Annotated in this window: 23 protein-coding genes and 1 pseudogene; 16 read left to right on the top strand and 8 right to left on the bottom strand. The window is 39.3% G+C overall.

Going from position 1 to position 24,937, the window contains the following annotated elements; translation table 11 throughout:
* Positions 1-4: 4 nt before the first annotated feature.
* The 3 genes from J5F42_RS00650 to J5F42_RS00640 all read left to right on the top strand — a co-directional run bounded on the left by J5F42_RS00650 (position 5) and on the right by J5F42_RS00640 (position 2,428).
* Positions 5-547, top strand: a complete 543-nt coding sequence (locus J5F42_RS00650) for a DUF1882 domain-containing protein (protein WP_000138071.1) — start codon at positions 5-7, stop codon at positions 545-547.
* A gap of 21 nt (positions 548-568) precedes the next feature.
* Entirely contained in the window at positions 569-1,381 is an 813-nt protein-coding gene (locus J5F42_RS00645; RefSeq protein ID WP_097699213.1) for a hypothetical protein, read from the top strand.
* Positions 1,382-1,894: 513 nt separating this feature from the next.
* Complete coding sequence (locus tag J5F42_RS00640) at positions 1,895-2,428, top strand: TIGR00645 family protein (protein ID WP_000890440.1); 534 nt, start codon at positions 1,895-1,897, stop codon at positions 2,426-2,428.
* A 5-nt stretch (positions 2,429-2,433) separates the two neighbouring features.
* On the opposite strand, the gene clsC is transcribed toward J5F42_RS00640, so the two are convergent.
* The 4 genes from clsC to J5F42_RS00620 are packed head-to-tail and all read right to left on the bottom strand — an operon-like array spanning position 2,434 to position 7,615.
* The gene (gene clsC, locus J5F42_RS00635; protein WP_097682774.1) at positions 2,434-3,942 is read right to left on the bottom strand and encodes a cardiolipin synthase ClsC; all 1,509 of its coding nucleotides are present in this window, start codon (positions 3,940-3,942) and stop codon (positions 2,434-2,436) included.
* A 21-nt stretch (positions 3,943-3,963) separates the two neighbouring features.
* Complete coding sequence (locus J5F42_RS00630; RefSeq protein WP_097699214.1) at positions 3,964-4,701, bottom strand: fumarate reductase iron-sulfur subunit; 738 nt, start codon at positions 4,699-4,701, stop codon at positions 3,964-3,966.
* A complete protein-coding gene (locus J5F42_RS00625; RefSeq protein WP_097699215.1) occupies positions 4,694-6,838 on the bottom strand; it encodes a fumarate reductase flavoprotein subunit in 2,145 nt (714 codons plus the stop codon). Before J5F42_RS00625 ends, J5F42_RS00630 begins: the two co-directional genes overlap by 8 nt.
* Positions 6,839-6,847: 9 nt before the next feature.
* On the bottom strand, positions 6,848-7,615 hold the full coding sequence (locus tag J5F42_RS00620; RefSeq protein ID WP_001183639.1) for a fumarate reductase cytochrome b subunit: 768 nt from the start codon (positions 7,613-7,615) through the stop codon (positions 6,848-6,850).
* Positions 7,616-7,828: 213 nt separating this feature from the next.
* Between J5F42_RS00620 and J5F42_RS00615 the strand changes: the two genes are divergently transcribed.
* The 10 genes from J5F42_RS00615 (at position 7,829) to J5F42_RS00570 (ending at position 15,073) form a co-directional block, all read left to right on the top strand.
* On the top strand, positions 7,829-8,533 hold the full coding sequence (locus J5F42_RS00615) for a triose-phosphate isomerase (RefSeq protein ID WP_097699216.1): 705 nt from the start codon (positions 7,829-7,831) through the stop codon (positions 8,531-8,533).
* A gap of 9 nt (positions 8,534-8,542) precedes the next feature.
* Positions 8,543-9,370, top strand: coding sequence for an enoyl-ACP reductase FabI (fabI, locus tag J5F42_RS00610; RefSeq protein ID WP_097699217.1), 828 nt, complete (start codon positions 8,543-8,545; stop codon positions 9,368-9,370).
* A gap of 9 nt (positions 9,371-9,379) precedes the next feature.
* Positions 9,380-10,390, top strand: a complete 1,011-nt coding sequence (lpxD, locus tag J5F42_RS00605; protein ID WP_097699218.1) for a UDP-3-O-(3-hydroxymyristoyl)glucosamine N-acyltransferase — start codon at positions 9,380-9,382, stop codon at positions 10,388-10,390.
* A 65-nt stretch (positions 10,391-10,455) separates the two neighbouring features.
* Positions 10,456-11,613 carry a methionine adenosyltransferase gene (gene metK, locus J5F42_RS00600; RefSeq protein ID WP_000655155.1) on the top strand — a complete coding sequence of 386 codons (1,158 nt, stop codon included), beginning with the start codon at positions 10,456-10,458 and terminating at the stop codon, positions 11,611-11,613.
* A gap of 66 nt (positions 11,614-11,679) precedes the next feature.
* On the top strand, positions 11,680-12,093 hold the full coding sequence (ndk, locus tag J5F42_RS00595; protein ID WP_000813727.1) for a nucleoside-diphosphate kinase: 414 nt from the start codon (positions 11,680-11,682) through the stop codon (positions 12,091-12,093).
* A gap of 25 nt (positions 12,094-12,118) precedes the next feature.
* Positions 12,119-12,475 carry a DUF177 domain-containing protein gene (locus J5F42_RS00590; protein WP_097699219.1) on the top strand — a complete coding sequence of 119 codons (357 nt, stop codon included), beginning with the start codon at positions 12,119-12,121 and terminating at the stop codon, positions 12,473-12,475.
* A gap of 15 nt (positions 12,476-12,490) precedes the next feature.
* Positions 12,491-12,637 carry a 50S ribosomal protein L32 gene (rpmF, locus tag J5F42_RS00585; protein ID WP_000290431.1) on the top strand — a complete coding sequence of 49 codons (147 nt, stop codon included), beginning with the start codon at positions 12,491-12,493 and terminating at the stop codon, positions 12,635-12,637.
* Between the two features lie 77 nt (positions 12,638-12,714).
* A complete protein-coding gene (plsX, locus tag J5F42_RS00580) occupies positions 12,715-13,734 on the top strand; it encodes a phosphate acyltransferase PlsX (RefSeq protein ID WP_014658411.1) in 1,020 nt (339 codons plus the stop codon).
* Between the two features lie 24 nt (positions 13,735-13,758).
* On the top strand, positions 13,759-14,751 hold the full coding sequence (gene fabH / locus J5F42_RS00575) for a ketoacyl-ACP synthase III (protein WP_097699220.1): 993 nt from the start codon (positions 13,759-13,761) through the stop codon (positions 14,749-14,751).
* Positions 14,752-14,770: 19 nt separating this feature from the next.
* The gene (locus J5F42_RS00570; protein ID WP_097699221.1) at positions 14,771-15,073 is read left to right on the top strand and encodes a hypothetical protein; all 303 of its coding nucleotides are present in this window, start codon (positions 14,771-14,773) and stop codon (positions 15,071-15,073) included.
* 288 nt (positions 15,074-15,361) lie between these two features.
* Here the strand turns inward: J5F42_RS00570 and J5F42_RS00565 are convergent, their stop codons facing one another.
* Positions 15,362-15,745: a hypothetical protein gene (locus J5F42_RS00565; protein WP_050841314.1), complete on the bottom strand. Its 384-nt coding sequence runs from the start codon at positions 15,743-15,745 to the stop codon at positions 15,362-15,364.
* 15 nt (positions 15,746-15,760) lie between these two features.
* Positions 15,761-18,853, bottom strand: a complete 3,093-nt coding sequence (locus tag J5F42_RS00560; RefSeq protein ID WP_283491381.1) for an OLD family protein — start codon at positions 18,851-18,853, stop codon at positions 15,761-15,763.
* Between J5F42_RS00560 and J5F42_RS00555 the strand changes: the two genes are divergently transcribed.
* Positions 18,818-20,056, top strand: coding sequence for an Mrp/NBP35 family ATP-binding protein (locus J5F42_RS00555; protein WP_283491380.1), 1,239 nt, complete (start codon positions 18,818-18,820; stop codon positions 20,054-20,056). The genes J5F42_RS00560 and J5F42_RS00555 overlap by 36 nt on opposite strands.
* A 14-nt stretch (positions 20,057-20,070) precedes the next feature.
* On the opposite strand, the gene J5F42_RS00550 is transcribed toward J5F42_RS00555, so the two are convergent.
* Both J5F42_RS00550 and J5F42_RS00545 read right to left on the bottom strand, forming a co-directional pair.
* Complete coding sequence (locus tag J5F42_RS00550; protein WP_283491379.1) at positions 20,071-21,174, bottom strand: glycosyltransferase family 8 protein; 1,104 nt, start codon at positions 21,172-21,174, stop codon at positions 20,071-20,073.
* Positions 21,155-21,320 (bottom strand): annotated as a pseudogene (locus J5F42_RS00545) (glycosyltransferase family 8 protein). Before J5F42_RS00545 ends, J5F42_RS00550 begins: the two are co-directional and overlap by 20 nt.
* Before the next feature lie 158 nt (positions 21,321-21,478).
* On the opposite strand from J5F42_RS00545, the gene hofA reads away from it, so the two are divergent.
* Positions 21,479-22,831, top strand: coding sequence for an outer membrane beta-barrel protein HofA (gene hofA / locus J5F42_RS00540; RefSeq protein ID WP_283491378.1), 1,353 nt, complete (start codon positions 21,479-21,481; stop codon positions 22,829-22,831).
* 102 nt (positions 22,832-22,933) lie between these two features.
* Entirely contained in the window at positions 22,934-24,799 is a 1,866-nt protein-coding gene (gene htpG, locus J5F42_RS00535; RefSeq protein ID WP_097699758.1) for a molecular chaperone HtpG, read from the top strand.
* Positions 24,800-24,937: the final 138 nt, after the last annotated feature.

Below are 24,937 nucleotides of genomic sequence, written 5' to 3'. Positions count from 1 at the left end.
CAAGATGACAGAAATGGAATTAAAGCTCATTAAGATAGATACAAGCCATTATTTTGAAAAAAAACCAGGCTTGGGGGAGAGAATGGATTATGCGGGGCGTTGCTATTATAATAAATTCCAAAGAGTGAATGCCATGCTCACAAGCTCGCTCATTCAAAAGCATTTGAAAAGGGAGATAGAAATCGCGCACAATCTCATTTTGCGTAACGATAAGGTGGAAAACATCGTGTTTGATTATAACGGGAGGAACCCGGAGCGTTTTTACCATAAGGCGCAGTTATTGCTTCGTGAGGAAGGTTTTATGAATTTTACCGCTTATAACACGAAGACGCCAGGGCATTTGCATTTGTATGTGCATAAGGGGCATACGGAATTAGGCGAGGGTGAAAGGCTGGTTAAAACTTTGTCTATGAAATTAGCGCAAGGGTTGCCTAAAGAATGGAAGGTCTTCCCTAGCAATGAATGGCCTAAGGAATTTAATATTTTAGCCTTACCTTATGAAGTGTTTGCAAAAGAGCGCGGTAGCTCTTGGGCGAAGCATTTATAACCATTTTTGAAAGGATTTTTGATGTCAGAAAAAGAAAGACTGAATGAAGTGATTTTAGAAGAAGAAAATAATGGGGGCGGCACTAAAAAGGTGTTTTTGATCGTGGCTATAGCCATTATCATTTTAGCGGTGCTTTTAATGGTGTTTTGGAAAAGCACGAGAGTCGCTCCTAAAGAGACTTTTTTACAAACCGATAGCGGGATGCAAAAAATAGGCAACACTAAAGATGAGAAAAAAGACGATGAGTTTGAAAGCTTGAATATGGATTCTCCCAAACAAGAAGACAAGCTAGACAAAGTGGCGGATAATGTTAAAAAACAAGAAAATGATGCGTTTAACATGCCCACTCAAACCAATCAAACTCAAACGGAGATGAAAACAACAGAAGAAACGCAAGAAGCTCAAAAAGAATTAAAAGCTGTTGAGCCTATTCCCATGAGCGCTCAAAAAGAATCTCAGGCTGTGGCTAAAAAAGAAACCCCCCACAAAAAGCCTAAAGTAGCGCCAAAAGATAAAGAAGCGCATAAAGATAAAGCTAAGCATGCGGCTAAAAAAGAGCCTAAAGTTAAAAAAGAATCTCGTAAAGAAGTTTCTAAGAAAGCTAATTCTAAAACCACTCTTACTAAAGGGCATTATTTGCAAGTGGGGGTTTTTGTGCACACGCCTAATAAAACGTTTTTACAAGCGTTTAACCAATTCCCCCATAAGATTGAAGATAGGGGGGCTACTAAACGCTACCTCATAGGCCCTTATAAGAGCAAGCAAGAAGCCTTAATGCATGCTGATGAAGTCAGCAAAAAGATGACTAAACCGGTTGTCATAGAGGTTCGTTAAAGATTTTACAAACTTAAAAGAGTTTAGCGTTAGTCAAGCGATAATTTCTTGTGATGCACTCTTAGGGGTTAGAGGGATTTATGGGGGAGAGTTTGCAAAATACCCCTATTTTCTTAAGAGTTTTGTATAAAACTAAAATAAAGTAATCCCATTTAAAAAATAAAGAGCGTTATGAATTTAATGGATAGCAAAGAATATGACGGCTTTTTAACTAGCAAGCAAAATATAAGACAGCTAAAACAAAGTAATAGCATTTAGTAAAGTAGGGGTAAGAGGTAAAAAATGGAAAAACATGCGTTTTAAATCAAACATTCATACCCACTACTAGCAGTCAAGGAGGAGTAACAAACCCAGACCGCATGAAAGAATTGTAATATAAAAAAGATTAAAACAGCTTTTAAGACTATCAATCCATATGATTTTACCAAAAAGAAAGCATCAGTCATTTTAATAGGTTTTTTAAAATTAGCTATAATCAAGGGTTTAAAAATAATCCTAAAAAAGAGTTTGAACATGCTAGAAAAGTTGATTGAAAGAGTGTTGTTTGCCACTCGTTGGTTGCTAGCCCCTTTATGCATTGCCATGTCGTTAGTGTTGGTGGTTTTAGGCTATGTGTTCATGAAAGAGTTGTGGCACATGCTCAGCCATTTAGACACCATTAGTGAAACGGATTTGGTTTTATCAGCCTTAGGTTTAGTGGATTTGTTGTTTATGGCCGGGCTTGTTTTGATGGTGTTGCTCGCCAGTTATGAAAGCTTTGTTTCTAAATTAGACAAGGTGGATGCTAGTGAAATCACTTGGCTAAAGCACACGGATTTTAACGCTTTAAAGTTAAAGGTTTCACTCTCCATTGTAGCGATTTCGGCGATTTTCTTGCTCAAACGCTACATGAGTTTAGAAGACGTTTTATCCAATATTCCTAAGGACACGCCCCTATCGCATAACCCCATTTTTTGGCAAGTGGTGATCCATTTGGTGTTTGTGTGTTCAGCGCTTTTAGCCGCCGTTACCAATAACATCGCTTTTTCGCAAAATAAAGGGCATTAAAAGTTTTAAAGCTCTCTTTCAGGAAGGACTTTAGACCATTCTTTAATCAAGCGCAAAAAGAAGGAAGTGTCAGGCGAAGTTTTTTCATGGATTAAAATCCCTTCTTCCACCGCTTCCCAAATCACTCTATGCCGATACACCACCAAATGCCATGATTGTTGGGCATGATCTTTAAGCGACAAACGCACCCTTTTAGCAAAAGACGGGTTGTCAAACAAAACCGCGCTTTCAGTGTTGATGTATGCAGAGCGCGGATCAATATTAAAACTCCCTAGAAGCGTTAAATTGTCATCAAAAACAATCGTCTTGCCGTGCAAGGAATGTTTGGTGCTAAAGCGCCCTTTAATCTGGCGGTTGAAAAAATCGTTTCGTATTTCATAGACATTCGCACCCATTCGCACTAATTGGTTGCGATACCTTTCCCACGCCCCATAGACTACGATAGCGTCCGTTGATGAAAGGGAATTGGTAAGAATATTCAATTCAATCCCCTTAGAAATTTGATTTTTAAAGATTTTCATCATCTTTTTGCCTGGAATAAAATACGATGAAGCGATAAAAACGGAGTCCTTAGCGTTTTTAAGGGCTTTCTCAAAAGCGATTTTGATGGGCGAATACAAGGGCGTGTCAATTTTTTTGGGTGAATCGGCTAAAAAAATGGCATTCCCATAATAAATGGGGTATTGGTATTTTTGGAAACGATCTATAAAATCATTGACTTTTTTTTCAAACTGGTTTTTGTCTTCAGCGCTGATAGGGATTTTTTCATGGAGTTTAGCGATTTCTTTAGCGTTGTTTTTGAGTCTTTTATGGGTTCTTAGTAATGAAACAGGGATAGAGCGGTGGAATCTCCAATAGCGTTCAAAGCTTTCTTTGGCTTTTGAAGCAACCCCTCCAAAAAACAAAGCGTCTAAATCTAAAAAATTCGTGTCTAAATCGTTATCAAAATAATTGTCCCCAATATTGCGCCCCCCTATAATGACAGCGAAATTATCCACGATGAAAAGCTTGTTGTGCATGCGTTTTTTAATGCGCTCATAATCCGCAAGCATTTCAAAATAACGCAAGCCTTTATTGCGGATATAGTAGGGGTTAAAGATTTTCACTTCAATGTTTTTATGGAAATTTAAAAGCATAATATCTGAAAAATCTGAATCCAATCCGTTATCATCTAAAAGGATGCGCACTTTTACCCCACGATTGGCCGCGTTTAAAAGTTCTTTAGCGATCACTTGAGAGGAAAGATCGTTCTTATAAATATAAGTTTGCATGTCAATGCTTTTTTGGCTCATTCTAATAAGACCCACTCTGTGCAACAAAGCGTCAAAGCCATCTTCTAAAAGAATGGCCGCGCTATGGTTAGGGTTTTCTTTCAAATTTTTAGCATACAAGCTCCCAATGGTGGTAGTGTAGGGGTCATAAGAGATAGGGGGGCTTGAAATGGGAGTCTTATAGACTAGCCCAAAACACCCATTAAAAAAAAAGACGCTTAAAAGGACTAAAAAGATTTTCAAAAACGACCCACTAAAAAGAAATTAGCGGCTTTTACCCACTTTCAACATTCGGTTACGCAAAGTGGCGATACTGCTTTGCAAGGGTAATTCTTTAGGGCAAGTGTCATAGCAAGCGATCAAGCTCATGCACCCAAAAACGCCATCATCATCGCCGACTAATTCATAAAAATCGTCATCGCTTCTTTCATCGTGGCTGTCAATCATGAAACGCATGGCTCTGTTCATGCCAGCAGCTCCAATGAAATTAGGGCGCATGAGTTTGGTCCCACAAGAAGCGATACAGCACCCGCATTCAATGCACCTGTCTAATTCAAAGACTTCTTGGGCTTCATCAGGTTCAATCCTTTTTTCCGGCTGAGTAATATCCACTTCTTCTTTAGAATGCGCCCAGCTTTCCACCCTTTTAGTCATATCCAAAAACCAATCGCCCGTATTCACGCTCAAATCTTTAATGAGCGTAAAACTGGGCATGGGCATGAGCGTAATCACCCCGCTTTCAAAGCTAGAAGTTAGGGTTTTACAAGCCAGTCTCGGTCTCCCATTAACCATCATCGCGCAAGAGCCGCAAATCCCAGCGCGGCACACAAAATCAAAGCTCAAATCCGGATCTTGATGCTCTCTAATGAGATTTAAAGCGATAAAGAGCGTCATGGATGGCGTTTCTTTCAATTGATACTCTTTAAAATGCGGCTTACTCACCGCGCTTTGAGGGTCAAATTTTAGCACTCTAACTACAATCGTTCGTTCATTATCACTCATGGTGTTCTCCTTTTAGGTTAGCGTTGTGTTGGTCTAATAAATCATGGACATTGAAAGAATACAAATGTTCCCCCCTAGCCCTGACTTCCTCATCTTCTAAACGCATGTTCCTGGCTTTGTATTTTTCTTGCAATTCAAAAGGCATGAGCGCATGTTGGACTTCTATCCTGTCTTTTCCAAGCTTTTCTAATTCTAAAATCGTTTTTAAAATCTCAGCGTCGCGCTCTTCTTTTTTGGGGTGGGGGATGAAATTACCCTTTTTGCCATAGCCCCTAAAATCAGGGCTGATTTCCATTTTCATCACATCCAATTCTTCGTATTCAATCGTGGGCATGTCTTGCTCAGCGCTAGGCCAGCTCGCCAAAGTTCTGTTAAGCCATTTTTCATCGTCTCTTTTAGGGTAATCAATCCTTGTGTGAGCCCCTCTGCTTTCGGTGCGCAGTAACGCCCCTTGAGTGATGCAAAGCGCGAGTTTGAGCATTTTTTTGGTGCGGTAAGCGTCTTCTAATTCAGGGTTATTGTGTAAAACCTTGTTTTTCACGCAAATGTTTTTGGAACGCGCATAAAGCTCTTGCAATTCTTTAAGGGCTTCTTCTAATTTTTTGCCTTCTCTAAAAACGCCCACTTTTTCATCCATGACTTCTTTCATGCGTTCTCTGATTTCATACACATCTTCCTTGCCTTCATTATGCAATAAAAAATGCATATAATCTTGGCTTTCTTTAATGAAGGCTTCAACCTTTTGCGTGTTGATTTCAATTTGCGCTTCCAAACAATGCGAGGCGAAATAATCCCCTATGATCATGCCAGCGACCACCGCTTCACTCACAGAATTTCCCCCCAAGCGGTTAAACCCATGCAAATCCCAGCACGCCGCTTCGCCCGCGCAAAACAAGCCTTTTAAATGGGTTTCGCCTTTAGGGTTTGTCCTAACCCCACCCATAGAATAGTGTTGCATGGGCTTTATGGGGATCCAGCCTTTTTGCTTAGCCATCGCTTGCCCGTATTCAGGCTCATTTGTGGGTATTCCTTGCATGTTGTCTTTGGTTTGCTCTTCGCTATCAGCCGGATCAATGCCCGCAAAAGTCATGGCAATATCGCGCACATCCCTCAAGTTTTTTTCCACATGGTTACGCCCTAAAATAGCAATATCCAGCCACACATGATCCCCATAAGGCGATTTGGCTCCATAGCCTTTTTGGATATGCTCTAAAATCCGCCTTGAGACCACATCTCTGCTTGCAAGCTCTTTTTTCTCCGGCTCATAAGCGGGCATGAAGCGTCTGCCAAACTTGTCTCTTAAAACACCGCCATCGCCCCTGCAACCTTCGGTCATTAAAATCCCGCTTGGCACTAAAGCGGTAGGGTGGAATTGCACCGCTTCCATGTTGCCTAATTTAGCCACGCCGGTTTCTAAAGCGCTCGCCGCCCCGGCTCCGTCGCAAATCACGGCGTTAGTGGTGTGTTTATACACGCGCCCATAACCTCCGGTAGCTAAAAGCGTGCCTTTAGAAACATACGCTGAAATTTCGCCGGTGATCAAATCCCTTACCACCGCCCCATAGCATTGATTATCATGATGAATGAAAGCGAGCATGTCCTTTCTGTCTTGAATATCCACCTTGTGGTGTAAGGCTTCGTTAGCGACCGCATAAAGCATGGTATGCCCTGTGGCATCAGCCGTAAAGCATGTGCGCCATTTTTTAGTGCCGCCAAAATCACGGCTTAGAATATAACCATGCCTGTCATCTCTTTCAGTGATAGTTACATGCTCACCATTGACGACCGCAGGCCTATCGCCCTTTTTGATCCTAGTCCAAGGCACCCCCCAACTGGCCAATTCCCTAATGGCTTTAGGGGCAGTGGTTACAAACATTCTAGCCACTTGCTGATCGCACCCCCAATCGCTCCCCTTCACCGTGTCTAAAAAGTGCAAATCTTCATTATCGCCCTCGCTTTTTTTAGCGTTCGCAAGGCTCGCTTGCATGCCCCCTTGAGCGGCCGCAGAATGCGAACGCCTGACAGGCACTAGGCTTAAAACGATGGTGTTTAAACCCTTTTGTTTGCATGCGATACTAGCCCTTAACCCGGCTAGTCCGCCTCCAATAATTAGCGCATCACAATATGTTATTTTCATTTTCTACCCTTATTCTTTGTGGAATTTCCCATCAGCTTCTATGGCTTCTTGCATGGTTTTAATGCCATTGTCCTTATTTTCTAAACCTTTTTTAATGTAAGCCCCATAGGTGCAAAGCCCTAAAACAATAAAAAACACGCTCATCGCCCATTTGACTTTTCTCAAGCCTTGAATGCTCGCATTCTTAAACCACCCCCATTTAATCGCTAAACGATACAACCCAATAGAACCATGCAATTCTACGGCAAACAATAAGAAAATATACAAAAGCCAAAAGTTTTGCGTGACAAAACGATAGCTTGAGCCATGAGGCCCAATACTTTCAGGCTCTGTGAGCATGACAAACAAGTGGATACTCGCTAAGAAAAACATCGCAAATCCGGTTAAAGCCTGGATAAACCACAAACTCGTATCGCCATGTTTCATCAAATGCTTGTGGGTTTTAAAAACCTTGTATTGCCTGTAATTGATAGGGAATTTCCTTAACGCCAAGAAAGCATGTGCGACCAAAATAAGAATAACCCCTGCTGCAACCACGCTCACAATAGCCGGCTCGCCCGCTTTTAAAAACAAGCTCCCTTCAAAAAATTTCGCCACTTTATACATGGCTTCATCGCTAATCAAGATACTAGAGACCAAAAACATGTGCGCTATCATAAAGAGCGCTAAAATCAAGCCTGTAGCGCTCTGTAAAAAGTCTAGCTTAGCGTAAATACCGCTCTTTTTAAGCCCCTTACTAGCACCATAATAACCCTCTATAATCTCTTCTTGTTGCATAAAAACTGCTCCTAAAACTCAAAATTAACCTAAAATCGCTTGACGCAAAAACACTGCCTTAATTCTACTACATTTGAAATAATTTTTCTTATAAACAAAACCTAAATTGAGAAAAAATTCAATTCAAGGGGGCTATTGTTTAAAATTTACATTTTTTAAACGCTATTAGATATAATAAGGGATAGTTTACCACCTATAAAAAAGGATCGTTCAATGACAAAAATTGCCATGGCTAATTTTAAATCCGCTATGCCTATTTTTAAAAGCCATGCGTATTTAAAAGAATTAGAAAAGACTTTAAAACCGCAGCATTTTGACAGGGTGTTTGTATTCCCTGATTTTTTGGGGTTATTGCCTAATTCGTTTTTGCATTTCACTTTAGGAGCGCAAAACGCTTACCCTAAGGATTTGGGGGCTTTTACCGGTGAAATCACTTCCAAACATTTAGAAGAATTGAAAATCCACACGCTTTTAATAGGGCATAGCGAGAGGCGAACGCTTTTAAAAGAAAGCCCTAGCTTTTTGAAAGAAAAGTTTGATTTTTTTAAAGATAAAAATTTTAAAATTATTTATTGTATTGGCGAAGAATTAACGACCAGAGAAAAGGGTTTAGTGGCTGTAAAGGAATTTTTAAGCGAGCAATTAGAAACTATCGATCTCAATTATTCCAATTTAATTGTGGCTTATGAGCCTATTTGGGCGATTGGCACCAAAAAAAGCGCTTCTTTAGAAGATATTTACCTCACGCATGGTTTTTTAAAGCAAATTTTAAATCAAAAAACGCCCTTGTTGTATGGGGGGAGCGTGAATGTGCAAAACGCTAAAGAAATTTTAGGGATTGATAGCGTGGATGGCTTATTGATCGGGAGCACGTCTTTGGAATTAGAAAATTTTAAAACAGTCATTTCATTTTTATAAAGGAAAATCATGGGATTTTTAAAAGGTAAAAAAGGGCTTATTGTAGGGGTGGCAAACAATAAATCCATCGCTTATGGGATCGCTCAATCTTGTTTCAATCAAGGGGCTACTTTGGCTTTCACTTATTTGAATGAGAGCTTAGAAAAGCGCGTGAGGCCTATCGCTCAGGAATTGAATAGCCCCTATGTGTATGAATTGGATGTGGGCAAAGAAGAGCATTTCAAGTCGCTATACAATAATATTAAGCAGGATTTAGGCTCATTGGATTTTATCGTTCATAGCGTGGCCTTTGCCCCTAAAGAGGCTTTAGAGGGGAGCTTGTTGGAAACTTCTAAAAGTGCGTTTAACACCGCTATGGAAATTTCTGTTTATTCTTTAATAGAGCTGACAAACACTCTAAAACCTTTATTGAATAACGGAGCGTCTGTTTTGACTCTAAGCTATTTGGGCAGCACCAAATACATGGCGCATTACAATGTGATGGGGTTGGCTAAAGCGGCCCTAGAGAGTGCGGTGCGTTATTTAGCGGTGGATTTAGGCAAACATAATATTAGAGTGAATGCCCTATCGGCTGGGCCTATTAGGACGCTCGCTTCTAGCGGGATCGCTGATTTTAGGATGATTTTAAAATGGAATGAAATCAACGCTCCTTTAAGGAAAAATGTGAGTTTAGAAGAAGTGGGTAATGCTGGGATGTATTTGCTCTCTAGCTTGTCTAATGGGGTGAGTGGGGAAGTGCATTTTGTGGATGCTGGCTATCATGTGATGGGCATGGGGGCTGTGGAAGAAAAAGATAATAAAGCTACGCTATTGTGGGATTTGCATAAAGAACCATAAGGGGTATTGATGAAATTAAGCGAATTGTTAAGCGCCTATTCTATTGAAACGGAATTTTCAAACGATTTTGAAGTGCATGCTTTAGCGGAATTAGACAAGGCTACGCCTAATGATATTAGCTATATTGACCAAGCGCGTTACCTTAAACTTTTAAAAGATTCAAAAGCCGGGGCGGTGTTTATCCGCAAAAAAGAATCTTCTAAAGTGCCTAAAAGCATGCAAGCTTTAGTCGTGGATAACCCGCATTTAGCCTTCGCTAAAGCTTCGCATGCCTTTAAGATCCCTTTTTTTAAAAACCCACAAAGCGTTAGCGAGCCTAAACATTTTGAAAAAGTAACGATCATGCCTAATGTTATGATTGGAGAGGGCGTAGAAATTGGCGAAAACTCTTTGATTCATCCGGGCGTGGTGATCGCTGATGGGGTCAAAATCGGTAAAAATTGCGTTTTGTATCCTCGTGTTATTTTGTATCAAAACACGATTTTAGAGGACAATGTCATCATCCATGCAGGTAGTGTGATCGGAGGTGATGGCTTTGGTTATGCGCACACCGCTTTAGGAGAGCATGTCAAAATTGAGCATGTGGGGATTGTTAGGATTCAAAAAAATGTAGAAATTGGCGCTAACACGGCGATTGATAGGGCGGTGTTTGGCGAGACTTTGATTAAAGAGGGCGTTAAGATTGATAACTTGGTTCAAATCGGGCATAATTGCGTTTTAGGCGAGCACAGCATCGTCGTTTCTCAAGTGGGCTTGAGCGGCTCTACAACCACTGGCCGTAATGTGGTTTTTGGCGGACAAGTGGGCATTGGAGGGCATTTGCATGTGGGCGAATTCACTCAAATTGGGGGTAAAAGCGCGGTGGGTAAAGACTTGCCCCCTAACACTAATTTTGCCGGAGCGATCCCTGCTATGGAAATCCATGAGTGGCACCATTTCTTAGCCCATTTAAGAACGAATTTCAGGAAACAGCAAAAAACGAGTTTGTTGCAAAAAGCTAAAGGGTTTTTTAAGTCTTAAAGAATGAAATAAGCTATAATAAGCCCATTTTGAACACTAACGATTATTTTAATAAGGACAATACGATGAAAGATAGTTTTCTTTTCACTTCCGAATCGGTAACCGAAGGGCATCCTGACAAAATGGCTGATCAAATCAGCGATGCAGTTTTAGATTACATTATTGAGCGCGATCAAAAAGCCAAAGTCGCATGCGAGACTTTAGTTTCTAATGGCTTTTGCATGATCACTGGCGAGTTAAAAACTTCTGTTTATGCCCCTATGCAAGAGATTGCAAGAGAAGTGGTTAAAAAGATTGGCTATACAGACGCTCTTTATGGCTTTGATTACAGAAGTGCGGCGGTTTTGAATGGCGTTGGCGAGCAAAGCCCTGATATTAATCAAGGCGTGGATAGAGAAGATGGCGAGATTGGGGCAGGGGATCAAGGGCTTATGTTTGGTTATGCGTGTAAAGAGACTGAAACGCTCATGCCCTTACCCATTCATTTAGCGCACCAGCTCACTTTCGCTTTGGCTCAAAAAAGAAAAGACAACACCTTGCCTTTTTTAAGGCCTGATGGCAAGTCTCAAGTGAGCGTGCGTTATGAAAACAACAAGCCTGTAAGCATTGATACGATTGTCATTTCCACCCAACATTCCCCAGAAGTTTCGCAAAAGCATTTAAAAGAAGCCGTGATTGAAGAGATCGTGTATAAGGTTTTACCCAAAGAATATTTGCATGACAATATCAAGTTTTTTGTCAATCCCACAGGAAAATTCGTTATCGGTGGGCCGCAAGGCGATGCGGGTTTGACGGGCAGAAAAATCATCGTGGATACTTATGGGGGGAGTTGCCCGCATGGCGGGGGAGCGTTTAGCGGGAAAGACCCTAGCAAAGTGGATAGGAGCGCGGCTTATGCGGCCCGCTATGTGGCTAAAAATTTGGTAGCGAGTGGGGTTTGCGATAAAGCGACCGTGCAGCTTGCTTATGCGATTGGGGTGATAGAGCCAGTGTCTATTTATGTGAACACGCACAACACGAGCAAGTATTCAAGCGCGGAGTTGGAAAAATGCGTGAAAGCGGTTTTCAAACTCACGCCAAAAGGTATTATTGAAAGCTTGGATTTGTTAAGACCCATTTATTCGCTCACTTCAGCTTATGGGCATTTTGGGCGCGAATTAGAGGAATTCACTTGGGAAAAAACCAACAAAGCTGAGGAGATTAAAGCGTTCTTTAAGCGTTAAAAAAATACTTTAAGGGTAATATTTTAAAAAATTTTTGTATAATCAACAATTCACAAGGAGTTTAAATTGAAACAAAGAACGTTGTCTATTATTAAGCCTGATGCACTTAAGAAAAAAGTGGTAGGCAAAATCATTGATCGCTTTGAGAGTAACGGCTTGGAAGTCATTGCTATGAAACGCTTGCATTTGAGCGTTAAAGACGCTGAAAACTTTTATGCGATCCACAGAGAGAGACCCTTTTTTAAAGATTTGATAGAGTTTATGGTGAGTGGTCCGGTAGTGGTTATGGTTTTAGAGGGCGAAGATGCGGTGGCTAAAAACAGAGATCTTATGGGAGCGACTGATCCCAAACTCGCTCAAAAAGGCACTATCAGAGCGGATTTTGCTGAAAGCATTGACGCTAATGCGGTGCATGGGAGCGATAGCTTGGAAAACGCACACAATGAAATCGCTTTCTTTTTTGCCGCTAGGGATCTTTAAGATTTAAGGGCGTTTTAAGTTAAGCATGCAATTTGAAATGCGTAAAATCGCTTTTAATGCACCTAAAGCGTTTTCTTTAGAGCATGAGGGAGTGGTTTTAGAGGGCGAAGTTGTGCGGGTGGGGGCGAAATTGTTTCGCTTGGAAGCGCGCCTTAAGGGTGAATTGGTGCTTATTTGTGATACAAGCGGTAAAGAGTTTAAAAAAAGCCTTGATGAGTCGTTGGTTTTGCATATTTCAGACGGGTTGTGGGATACGCAAAGCCAAAGTTTGGATTTTGATAATTTAGATGTTATTGAATCTTTCAATGGTTTTATTGATTTGAGCGAAATTTTACGCTCTGAAGTGGAGTCTATTAAATTAGACTACCATTATGCAGATTGAAATGAAGGAGAATTTATGGCAGTACCTGATAGAAGAGTGAGTAAGACAAGAGCGGCAAAAAGGCGCACGCATTATAGCGTTAAGTTGGCTAAACCTGTGAAAGCCAAAGATGGCACTTGGAAGCTTCCCCACCATATTAACAAATTTACTAAAGAATACTAATATAAAAGCTATCTTTAGTGATAGAAAGTATTTTAAAGGATTGCAACGGATTGCAACAAGCCTTTTAAGGACGCATGATGAAAATTGTAATAGACTTAATGGGGGCTGACCATGGGGTTTTACCCATTATTGAGGGAGTCTCAAGGGCTTTAGAGAATAAGAGTTTTAGTGCGGTTTTAGTGGGGGATAAAGACAAAGCGACCCCTTTTATTTCTAAAGAGTTAGCCAGCAAAGTGGAAATGATCCACACGCAAGATTACATCAAGATGGAAGAAGCCGCCACTGAGGCGATTAAGCGTAAGGAATCTTCCATTTACTTGGGTATGGATATTTTGAAAAATGGGGCTGACGCTTTGATTTCAGCGGGGCATAGCGGGGCGACTATGGGTTTAGCGACCTTGCGTTTAGGGCGCATCAAGGGGGTTGAAAGGCCTGCTATTTGCACTTTAATGCCTAGCGTTGGCAAACGCCCTAGCGTGCTATTAGATGCGGGAGCGAACACGGATTGCAAGCCTGAATATTTGATTGATTTTGCTCTTATGGGGTATGAATACGCTAAAAGCGTGTTGCATTATGACAGCCCTAAGGTGGGTCTTTTGAGTAATGGCGAAGAAGATATTAAGGGGAACATGCTCGTTAAAGAAACGCATAAAATGCTGAAAGCTTATGACTTCTTTTATGGCAATGTGGAGGGGAGCGATATTTTCAAAGGGGTTGTGGATGTGGTGGTTTGCGATGGCTTTATGGGGAATGTGGTCTTAAAGACAACAGAAGGGGTCGCTAGTGCAATAGGCTCTATTTTTAAAGATGAAATTAAAAGCTCTTTTAAATCTAAAATGGGGGCTTTGATGCTTAAGAATGCGTTTGGTATTTTAAAACAAAAAACCGATTACGCTGAATATGGGGGAGCACCGCTTTTGGGCGTGAATAAAAGCGTGATCATCAGCCATGGCAAGAGCAACGCTAGAGCGGTTGAATGCGCGATTTATCAGGCTATTAGCGCTGTTGAAAGTCAGGTTTGCTTGAGGATTACTCAAGCGTTTGAGAGCTTGAAGCCTAGCGTTTCTGCGCCTCAAAGTGATCAGCAAGACGCTTAAAGATGACTATGTTAAGGGGATTGAATGGAATTTTACGCCTCTCTTAAATCCATTGCGATGCATGTTCCAAGCGAGCGTGTGAAAAATGCAGAGTTCCAGCAATTTTTGGATACCAGCGATGAGTGGATAGAAAAAAGGACTGGTATCAAAGAACGCCGTTTCGCTAACGATGAAGAAAAAAGCAGCGATTTAGGGGTAATAGCGGCTAAACAGGCCATAGAGAGAGCGCATTTAACCCCACAAGACATTGATTTGGTGGTTGTAGCGACTTTAAGCCCTGATTTTTTGGCCATGCCTTCAACCGCTTGCGTGTTGAGCGCGAAATTAGGCATTGAAAACAAGCCGGCGTTTGATATTTCAGCCGCTTGCACGGGTTTTATTTATTTATTATCGGTGGCTAAGGCTTATGTTGAGAGCGGGATGTGCGAAAATGTGCTGATTGTGGGGGCAGAAAAAACGAGCAGCGTGTTGGATTTTAAAGATAGGGGGACTTGTATTTTATTTGGCGATGGGGCTGGGGCGTGCGTGGTAGGCAGGACCAAGCGTTTAAAAGAAAGCATTTTAGATGTGCAGATTTCAGCGAACGGGAATTTTTCTAATTATCTTTATACGCCAAGGACTCTAAAACCCACGCCCTTTAACGCTAAAGAAGAAGCTTTAGAGCCTTTTTTATGTATGAAAGGCAATGAAGTGTTTAAGCTAGCGGTGAAAACGCTTTTAAAAGATGTGGAAATGATTTTAGAAAAAAACGCTCTCAAACCTGAAGATGTGCGCTTGTTTATCCCGCATCAAGCTAATTTTAGGATCATTCAAGCGGTGCGAGAGCATTTGGATTTTAAAGATGAGCAAGTGGTTTTAACCGTGCATAAATACGGCAACACTTCAGCAGCTAGTATCCCTATGGCTATGGGTGAAGCTTATGAAGAGGGGCGTTTGAAAAAGGGCGATTTAATGCTTCTAGACGCTTTTGGTGGGGGATTGACTTGGGGTTCAGCGTTGGTGTATTTTGGAGGATAAAAAGGATTAAGGAGTATTGATGAAAAAGATGGTTTTTTTATTTTTAGTGGTGTTGGGGGGGTTAAAGTCGCAAAGCAGTTATTGCAGCGATTTTTGCGAAGGCACGCCAGATAGCCGTATCCCTCCTATGGGGTTTCATTTCAGTTTTGTGCATTCAGTGAAATATTACTTGCAAGATCCGCAAGAGCGCGATCACAAGCTTAAAAAATGCCATGAAGCCTTTGATTCGACTCTTAAGGTTAATTTTATTACGAAGTCTTTTAAAAAGGATTGCAAGCATGCGCAAATGGCTTTAGAGCAGTCCCAACAAAAGACTCCATGAGAGGTTTTGGTCGCTTTGTGGCAAAACTCTTTTTAAATTTTATCCCACTAGCACGAAAAACTCTGTCCTTTAGGGTGCAAGATGTAAGCACATAGCCGTTAGGCTAAAAGAGGTTAAAATACCACTAGTCTTTTTATGGTAGGAAATATCCATGCAGACTTTAAAGAACAAAGCCTTTCGTGTTAGCATTCAATGGAATGTTTTAGTTAGGAATCTCCTTTCTTTAGAAAGGGGTGCTCTCACGAAGTGATCTAGCTAGAAAGCCCCTTGTTTGAGGAAAGGGCGGTTTTATTTAGAAAATTTATGGTAATACTCGCCCTTGTCTGTGATGATTTTAACTTCTAACAATTGGTTAGGCTTGCAATCCAGGCGGTAAAATATCTGTTGCGAGTATTTTAATTCATGATCAAAGAGTTTTTCTTTTTTAAACTTATCGCCCAATTTGGGTTCCACTTTTTTAGTCGCTTCGCATGAATTTCCCCTATTGACAATAAGGTTTTTAATCACCACCGGTTCATCGTTCATAGAAGTGATGCTTAAAAGACTAGAGTCCGTCATTTTCCCCATGAGTTTCCCCCCAGTCGCGCGATAATCCAGCTTGAAATCCAAATCCTTTGCTCCCATACAAACACCGCTTATCATCAGCAGGCTTAAACACATTTTTTTAAACATCAAAATCCTTTCACTTTATAATATTTGTGGGGTATTATAATCAAATTTGATATACCCTTTTTTAATCGTTAGGTTATTGCACTCTTTTTTTATCCACTCAAACAATTTTAGAAAATTCTTTTTTGTTTCTTCGCTCACTACATCGTCTTTACCGCCATACAAAAGCCTTGTTTTGAACGCCATGGCCAATTCCATTTGCTTATTTTTAGCGTATTTTTTTCTATCGTTTGCGCTGAAACAATCTTCAATTTGTTTGAAATTTTCATCGCATTTTGAGAGTTGTAGGATTGTGATGGGATCATGCATTTCTTCATTAGCCCTTTTAAATCGTTCGCTCGTTGCGTTTTGGTCAGAATCGCATTTTCTGTCATCATCTGTCAAAACAATAGGGTGATTGTCTAACTCGCAAAGTTTTTTAATGGTTTCTTTCATCTCATTTGGATTGTTTTTAAGCCCTGAAATGGGTAAGAAAGTGAAAGGAATGGGGTTGTCTTTGAATTCTCGCTCATTGAAATACAATTTGAAAGCGCTCAAATAGCAATAATCGGTGATGCCTTCCACAAAGATGATTCGGTGTTTTTGGGGGTTGTGAAAAACATGCTGACCCACCCCTAAAGAACGCTTGATTTGATACAAGGCATCGGAGTTTTTGCTCGCATTATTTAGGGGATAGTTAAAGTGATTCTTAATTACAGAGCCTTCTGTTTCTTTTTCCACAATCCTTATTTCATCTAAATGATCCGTATCCACTAAAAAGGGGTCATGGGTGGCTAAAACAAAAGTAACATGATTTTTATGAGCGTATTCTTTTAAAAATCTCCTGAATTCCTTTCTGGCTGGCACGCTCAAAGGAGTGGCTGGCTCGTCCATGACATAGATAATATTCTCGTTAAGGCTAAAATGTGATCCCCAATTATAGAGAAAACCAAACATGAAATTAAACGCCCATTGGAAGCCGGTGCTTTGCTGGCTTAAGATAATTGGCTCATTTTGATTATCAGATTTTCTGCAATCATGAATTTTAAGTTTTATTTCATATGCCGTAGATTTCTTTGAATAATCATAAAATTTGTTATTGTGTCGGACACGAATTTTCAATTGGTAACTATCTTGAGAACTATCTTCAGCGATCGCTAAAAGCCTGTTAAATTCTTTTGTAATCAAAGAATCTATTTTTAATTGCATGTTGTATTCCAAGATTTCTGCAAGATTTTCTAATATTTCTGTAAAATTTACCTTAAATAAAAGATGGCTTGTGTCTTTTTTAAAAAATTCAAATTGACATACATTGTTATTGTATTTGCGTTTTACTTCAATTGGAAAAAGATGTTTTGATTGTCTGATCTCTTTTAGTAATTCTTGGTCTATTTCTTGCAAGTATTTTTCAGGGATATTGAACGATTTTTCAGAATCATAGATTACTAAATCATTATTTTTATCAAACATTATTATTTGTAACGCTTGACCATCTTTTAAAATGCTCCCAAAAAAATTCCAAATTGCATTAGGGTGAAAGTCAATTTTCCTAAACAATGAATTTCTAAAGAACCAATCCCATTGGTCAAATTCAGAAGGGGAAGAATAATCAATGCAAGTAAATAATACAGTCTTAAGGTCGTTATCTGTAATTTTTAGATCTTTGTATTCTTTCATGATTGGCACGAGTTTGTAAGACTTATAAGATAAACCACCGCTTAAAGGGAATTGAACTTTATTTTTTAAGTTTTGAAACGCTGTATAAGGGTTACACTCTCGGCAATATTCTGCGAACTCAAAATAGTTTTTGCTTTGTTTGACTTTTTCCTTGTTTGCTTCAAATTTATCTTTGATTTCACCAATATTTTTAGGGAACAAATGAACGCCACTCTTTTCATCTAAAGTTTTTATGTCTTCCCACAGAAATTTTCTTGCTGATTCAAGAAAATCATTGTATCTGTATTGTTCGATTTCTGAATTGACTAATAAATCTATCTTTTTCAAATAAAGCTGACACATCATGGATTTAATATCTTTAGATACATCATTAACAGCATGACTTGCTATATAATTTTTGCATATTTGTTGGATATTATCCAACAAAACATCATAATTAAACTTTAGCACTTTTTGATTTTTGCAGTCATTTTCAATTTCTCGGATCAATCGCTCTTTTTTTCGCTCAAAATCCTCTCTTATTTTTTCAAGGTATTTTAAAGAATTTTTAATTTTCTTTTTAAGGTTGCCTATATTTAACCGGAATGTTCTAAATTGCTGTTTAAAATTTTCATTGATAGGGTATTTTTCATCTATTTCTTTAATAATGTCTTTCACTTCAGTTTCTGGTGTGAATTTTGTAAAGTCGGTAGTCTTAAAAATTTCATCTAAACTTTTTAGCTTTTTTAAGATGTCTTCATTTTGTGGTTTGATTTCACCTTCACTAAGTTTTTTAAAACAAGAATAAATTTTTTCTAATTGGTTTTGTTTGTGTTTCCCCATGATAAAAAATTCATCTGTGTTGTATTTTTTATTAGGCGTATTGCGCTTTTTGATTTCTTTGATGCACTGACAAAAAGTTTTAATCCATTCGCTATTACCGCTTACATGTTTGATTAATTCTTTGAAAAGCAGATTATTGGCTTGTCTAGTTGAAAATGCGCTCAATTTTAATTTTTCTTTGTAGGATTTTAAAAACGAATCTAATACACCATAAGACATGATGAGATTGATAAAACCCCCTATAAAAACACAAAAAGGATAGCTGATTAATATTTTTGATAATTCTTTTAATTCTTCGCTAACTCCTTTAGATTGGATCCTCAAATCCACGCAAGAAAAACCTGTGATTTTGTGATCAAGAATTGTTTCTTCTTCCAAGCTTAAAAGGGTGTCTTTTTCATGGTTTTTTTCATGGTCTTTGAAATAATCTTCTTCATTACAAAGTTTAATATCCGCATCATTAAAGATTGTTAAAGCTTCTAAAACATTGCTTTTACCGACATTATTTTCCCCCACTAAAACCACCAACCCCCCATGTTTTTCAAAACTTGAATTTAAAAGCAATTTGGCAGGCGATTTTCTACCCAAATTCCTAAAATGGTGCAATTTCAAAACACGCTTATGAAGTTTCATGCCTTATCCTTTAAAAACGCAAATTTAATTTATAATGCAAAATTAAACAAAACATGCTATAAAGAAAATTCAAACACTATCATTTTAAGGATTAAAATGCTCACCCAAGAAGATGTCTTGAATGCGTTAAAAACGATCATTTACCCTAATTTTGAAAAGGATATTGTCAGCTTTGGTTTTGTTAAAAACATCACCTTGCATGATGATCAGTTAGGGCTTTTAATAGAAATCCCCTCAAGCTCTGAAGAAACGAGCGCGATTTTAAGGGAAAATATCTCCAAAGCGATGCAAGAAAAAGGCGTGAAAGCTTTGAATTTGGATATTAAAACCCCGCCAAAGCCCCAAGCCCCAAAGCCCGCCACTAAAAATCTGGCTAAAAACATCAAACATGTAGTGATGATAAGCTCAGGCAAGGGCGGTGTGGGTAAAAGCACCACCAGCGTGAATTTAAGCATCGCTTTAGCGAATTTAAACCAAAAAGTGGGGTTATTGGACGCTGATGTGTATGGCCCTAATATCCCTAGAATGATGGGTTTGCAAAACGCTGATGTGATTATGGATCCTAGCGGTAAAAAACTCATTCCTTTAAAAGCTTTTGGCGTTTCTGTGATGAGCATGGGGCTTTTGTATGATGAGGGGCAGAGTCTCATTTGGAGAGGGCCAATGCTTATGCGAGCGATTGAGCAGATGCTAAGCGATATTATTTGGGGGGATTTAGATGTGTTGGTGGTGGATATGCCCCCAGGAACAGGCGATGCGCAGCTCACGCTAGCCCAAGCCGTGCCTTTGAGCGCAGGAATCACCGTTACTACGCCTCAAATAGTGAGTTTAGATGACGCTAAACGGAGTTTGGACATGTTTAAGAAACTACACATTCCTATTGCGGGCATTGTAGAAAATATGGGGAGTTTTGTGTGCGAGCATTGCAAGAAAGAGAGCGAGATTTTTGGCTCAAATTCCATGAGTGGATTATTAGAGGCTTATAACACACAGATTTTAGCCAAGCTCCCTTTAGAGCCTAAAGTGCGTTTAGGGGGGGATAAGGGCGAACCGATTGTGATTTCTCACCCTGATAGCGTGAGCGCTAAGATTTTTGAAAAAATGGCGCAAGATTTGAGCACTTTTTTAGACAAAGTGGAAAAAGAGAAATTAGCCGATAACAAGGACATCCAGCCCACACAAACGCATGCTTGCTCGCATTAATTTTGAAAGGGGGTTTAAAAAACCCTTTTAATCAATCGTTTCACTTTTTGTTTGGCTTTAAAAAGCAAAAATTCTATAAGGAGTTTAGAAGAAAGCCTGGGCAGAAGGAATTCAAAAGAATGCCGTTTGTCTGAAAAAGACAGGATTTTATTAAGAGCGTGGATTTCTTTATCCCTGTTTTGGATTTCTTTATCTCTTGCTTGAACCGCTTGAACTTCTTCAATGATCCTTTCATCTCTTCTTTTGATCTCATTATCCCTATTTTGAAGGGATTCAAAGAGGTGATCTAAAAAGGGAGCGTTAAAATAAGCGTCTTTAAAAGGCGTTTGGATCAATACTTCATGCCATTTTTTCGCGCCAATGACGCTTAAGAGTTTCCAAGGTTTATCGCCCCAAAAATGCAGCATGCACGCTTCTTTGATGCTAGGGAATAGGGGCGTATCAAGGAAGCTAGGGTGGGCGTTGTATGAATAAGGCAGTTCTAAAATCCTACCACGGCACACAAAACACAAAGCATCTTGATCGCTAAATAAAAGTTTTTCGTTTTTCAAAAGGAAAAAGGCAATCAATTGGTTTTCAAGATTTTCTTTACGCCATGATTTTAAATTTAAGGTTAAAAACCCGGCGTTAAAGTAGTTGTCAAAAAGGATTTGCGCTTCTTCTAAATTAGGGAAAGCGTCAGCGACACCGATAGATTTTGCGTGCATTTGGCGTAATTCGTATAAATCCTTAGCCGAATTCCTGTTCATAGCGATCAAATCTTTTTCTCTCACAGCCCCAAAATAATGCGTTTCAAGGGGGATAAAAAAGCTCTCGCTCATATCATTCACAAACAAAGTGTCCACATCAAACATGATCATCTTATCGTATTGGGGGAAAAGGGAAGCAAAAAAGAAACGGCACATGATCATTTTAGAAAAGCGTTTTTGCGAAAAAGTATTGAGTTTTAAATACAATTTTTTAATTTCACTCGCTCTTAAAGGATCAAGTTTGCGGTAATTGTGGCGTGGTTCTAGTTCTTCATTAGAAATATCCAAAAACTCTATACTGGAAAAAGCGCTAAAAGGAGCGATCGTTTCTTCTAATTTGGCTACATTTTCAGCGCTTAAATTTTCCACCAAACAATGGATTTGATAAAAGAGTTTTACTCTCTCTCTCTCTCTCTCTCTCGTTTGGCGTGTGCTAGCATGGAATACAAACTCACGCCAGCAGGGATACAATAATTATTGTCAAAAGCCACCACAACAGGGATAACCTCTTGCATGCATAGTCCTTAAATCTTTAAACTGAACCCGCTAAAAAAGGGGGAGATTTTGTGATTTTATCGTTTTTTTTTTTTTCAAAACTATAGTGAGCGAATAACTTGCGAGTTTGTTTATGGCATAATATCAGACTTCAATAAAAAAGGTGTTTGATAAAAGGGTGCTTAATCAAAAAGTTTGGCTAGGGTTTTTGGCTTTGCATGGGGTTTTTCTCAACGCTTTTGAGTATCAAATCAGCGCGAGAGTGGGATCGTTTTCGCGCATCGCTTTGAATCAATCAATCATCAATTCCAAAAAAGGGATTTACCCTACAGGGAGTTATGTAACCACTACCGGGGCTTTACAAGTTGATTCTAGTTTGCTCCCTAAAGGGATTGAAGATCACAAACTGGGTTTTGGGGTGGGGGGCGAAATAGGAGCGTTAGCGTATGATTCCACGAAATTTTTGATTGATGAAGCCAACCCTAAGGCAGGGTTTCAGCCGGCGAACTGGTATTACATGGGGCGATGGGAGGGTTATTTGATGCAACACAGCCAAAATTGGACCAGAGAGCAAAAGGCTCAAAACGCCAGGCCTTATGTGTTATACAATTTGTATTTAGATTATCAATATAAGGATATTTTTGGGATTAAACTAGGGCGTTACCCTTCTAAGGCTTTGTTTTTGAGCGGGTTTAACCAAGGGTTTGAGATTTTTTACCGGTGGAAAAAGTTTAAGATAGTGTGGTTTAGCACCTTTGGAAGGGCTTTAGCCAATGAGCAATACATTAGGGATTTTTACGCCCCTGTCAATTACAAGCAAAAAATCAACTACGGCATGCACAATTTCAATCTCATTTACGAAAATAAATACATTAGGGTCGCGCCTTTTATTTGGTTTTACCCTAAGAATTTTAACGCTCCTGGATTTGAAATCACCCATGACACAAAGTCTTATTGGAAATCTCTTTGGCGCATCCAAACGACTTTTTACGCATGGTTTCCTCTCTATAGCGATTATCTGTCTAAAGATTATTATAGGGCTGCTTTAGTGGGTAAAAAAAGCGCGAGTTTGTTTGTGTTTCAAAGGATCAATTTCCGCTCTTATCGTTTTGGCTGGAGCGTGTATAAGAATTTTGGGAACGCGAGCGTTCAATTAGGCTGGAACGGCTCACCCATTGATCCTTTTTATGACACTAAAGACGACACCCCTTATGAAGACGCTTATTCCAATTTTTACAACGCTAATTCCATAACGATTAACGCTTTTGTAGGGAAGAGCATTAAAAATCTTTTGGTGCAATTGTATGGGAAATTGACCTATTCCCCAAGGGCTGATGCGCAAAGCTTAGGGGTTACTTTTAAATATAACCTTAAAAAACATATCTATTTCATGCTAATGGTTAATGGCTATCAAATCACGATGCATAAGGGTTATAAGGTAGGGTTTTTTACAAGCGGTTATAACCCTGATTTCGCTCAAACCATTCAAGATAGAAGCTATTTTATGAGCTCTATGAGTTATCGTTTTTAAGGAATTAAACATCCTTTCATGTGATTTTTAAGCCATAGCATGCCCCTTTTAAGCGCGCTTTTATTGTATAATCTTAAAAATTTTATTAAAGGAAAAAGTTCAATGTCTAATCAAGAATACACCTTTCAAACTGAAATCAACCAGCTTTTGGATTTGATGATCCACTCTTTGTATTCCAATAAAGAGATTTTTTTAAGGGAGTTGATTTCTAACGCGAGCGACGCTTTGGATAAACTGAATTATTTGATGCTAACCGATGAGAAATTAAAAGGACTCAATACCACGCCTAGCATTCATTTGAGTTTTGATAGCCAGAAAAAAACCTTAACGATTAAAGATAATGGTATAGGCATGGATAAAAACGATCTCATTGAGCATCTAGGCACGATCGCTAAATCAGGCACGAAGAGTTTTTTGAGCGCTTTGAGTGGGGATAAGAAAAAAGATAGTGCACTGATTGGCCAGTTTGGTGTGGGCTTTTATTCGGCGTTCATGGTAGCGAGTAAGATTGTCGTTCAAACCAAAAAAGTTACCAGCGAGCAAGCTTATGCATGGGTGAGCGATGGTAAGGGCAAGTTTGAAATCAGCGAATGCGTCAAAGAGGAGCAAGGCACAGAAATCACCCTCTTTTTAAAAGATGAAGATTCTCATTTTGCGAGCCGTTGGGAGATTGATAGCGTTGTTAAAAAGTATTCTGAGCATATCCCTTTTCCTATTTTTTTAACTTACACCGATACGAAATTTGAGGGCGAAGGGGATAATAAAAAAGAAGTTAAAGAAGAAAAATGCGAGCAAATCAATCAAGCGAGCGCTTTATGGAAAATGAATAAGAGCGAGTTGAAAGACAAGGATTACAAAGACTTTTACCAATCGTTTGCGCATGACAACAGCGAGCCTTTGAGCTATATCCATAATAAAGTGGAAGGCTCTTTAGAATACACAACGCTTTTTTACATCCCTAGCAAAGCACCCTTTGATTTGTTTAGGGTGGATTATAAAAGCGGGGTCAAACTTTATGTTAAAAGGGTGTTTATCACTGATGATGACAAAGAATTGTTGCCGTCTTATTTGAGGTTTGTTAAAGGCGTGATTGACAGCGAAGATTTGCCCTTGAATGTGAGCCGTGAAATCTTACAGCAGAATAAGATTTTAGCCAATATCCGTTCGGCTTCAGTGAAAAAGATTTTAAGCGAGATTGAACGCTTGAGCAAGGATGAAAAAAATTACCATAAATTCTATGAGCCTTTCGGGAAAGTGTTAAAAGAAGGCTTGTATGGGGATTTTGAAAACAAAGAAAAACTTTTAGAATTGTTAAGATTCTATTCTAAAGACAAAGGAGAATTGATTTCTTTAAAAGAATACAAAGAAAATTTAAAAGAAAATCAAAAAAGCATTTACTACCTTTTAGGCGAAAATTTAGACTTATTAAAAGCGTCCCCCATTTTGGAAAAATACGCTCAAAAAGGCTATGATGTTTTGTTATTGAGCGATGAAATTGATGCGTTTGTGATGCCAGGCGTGAATGAATACGATAAAACGCCCTTTAGAGACGCTAGCCATAGCGAGAGTTTGAAAGAGCTTGGTTTGGAAGAAATCCATGATGAGGTAAAAGATCAGTTTAAAGATTTGATGAAAGCGTTTGAAGAAAATCTTAAAGATGAGATTAAAGGCGTAGAGCTTTCTAATCATCTCACTTCAGCGGTGGCTTTAATAGGCGATGAACCAAATGCGATGATGGCTAATTGGATGCGCCAAATGGGCCAAAGCGTGCCTGAAAGCAAGAAAACTTTAGAATTAAACCCTAACCATGCGATTTTGCAAAAACTCTTAAAATGCGAAGATAAAGAGCAGTTGAGCGCTTTTATCTGGTTGCTTTATGATGGGGCGAAGCTTTTAGAAAAAGGGGTTTTGAAAGACGCTAAAAGTTTTAATGAGCGTTTAAATAGCGTGCTATTAAAGGCGTTGTAGGAAAAAACCCTTTTTAAGGGTTTGAATAAAAACTGCTTAAACCCTTAAAATACCAATCTCAAAACGGCGTTTGGAATGAACGGATTCGATAAAAGTCTTTTATGATCATTAAAAGATTGGTTCGTGGGGGGTTCGTGT

It is taken from the genome of Helicobacter pylori (assembly GCF_030062585.1).
Taxonomy (GTDB): Bacteria; Campylobacterota; Campylobacteria; order Campylobacterales; family Helicobacteraceae; genus Helicobacter; species Helicobacter pylori_CN.
Note: the sequence above shows the minus strand (reverse complement) of the source record. Positions and strands in the feature narration are given on the sequence as shown.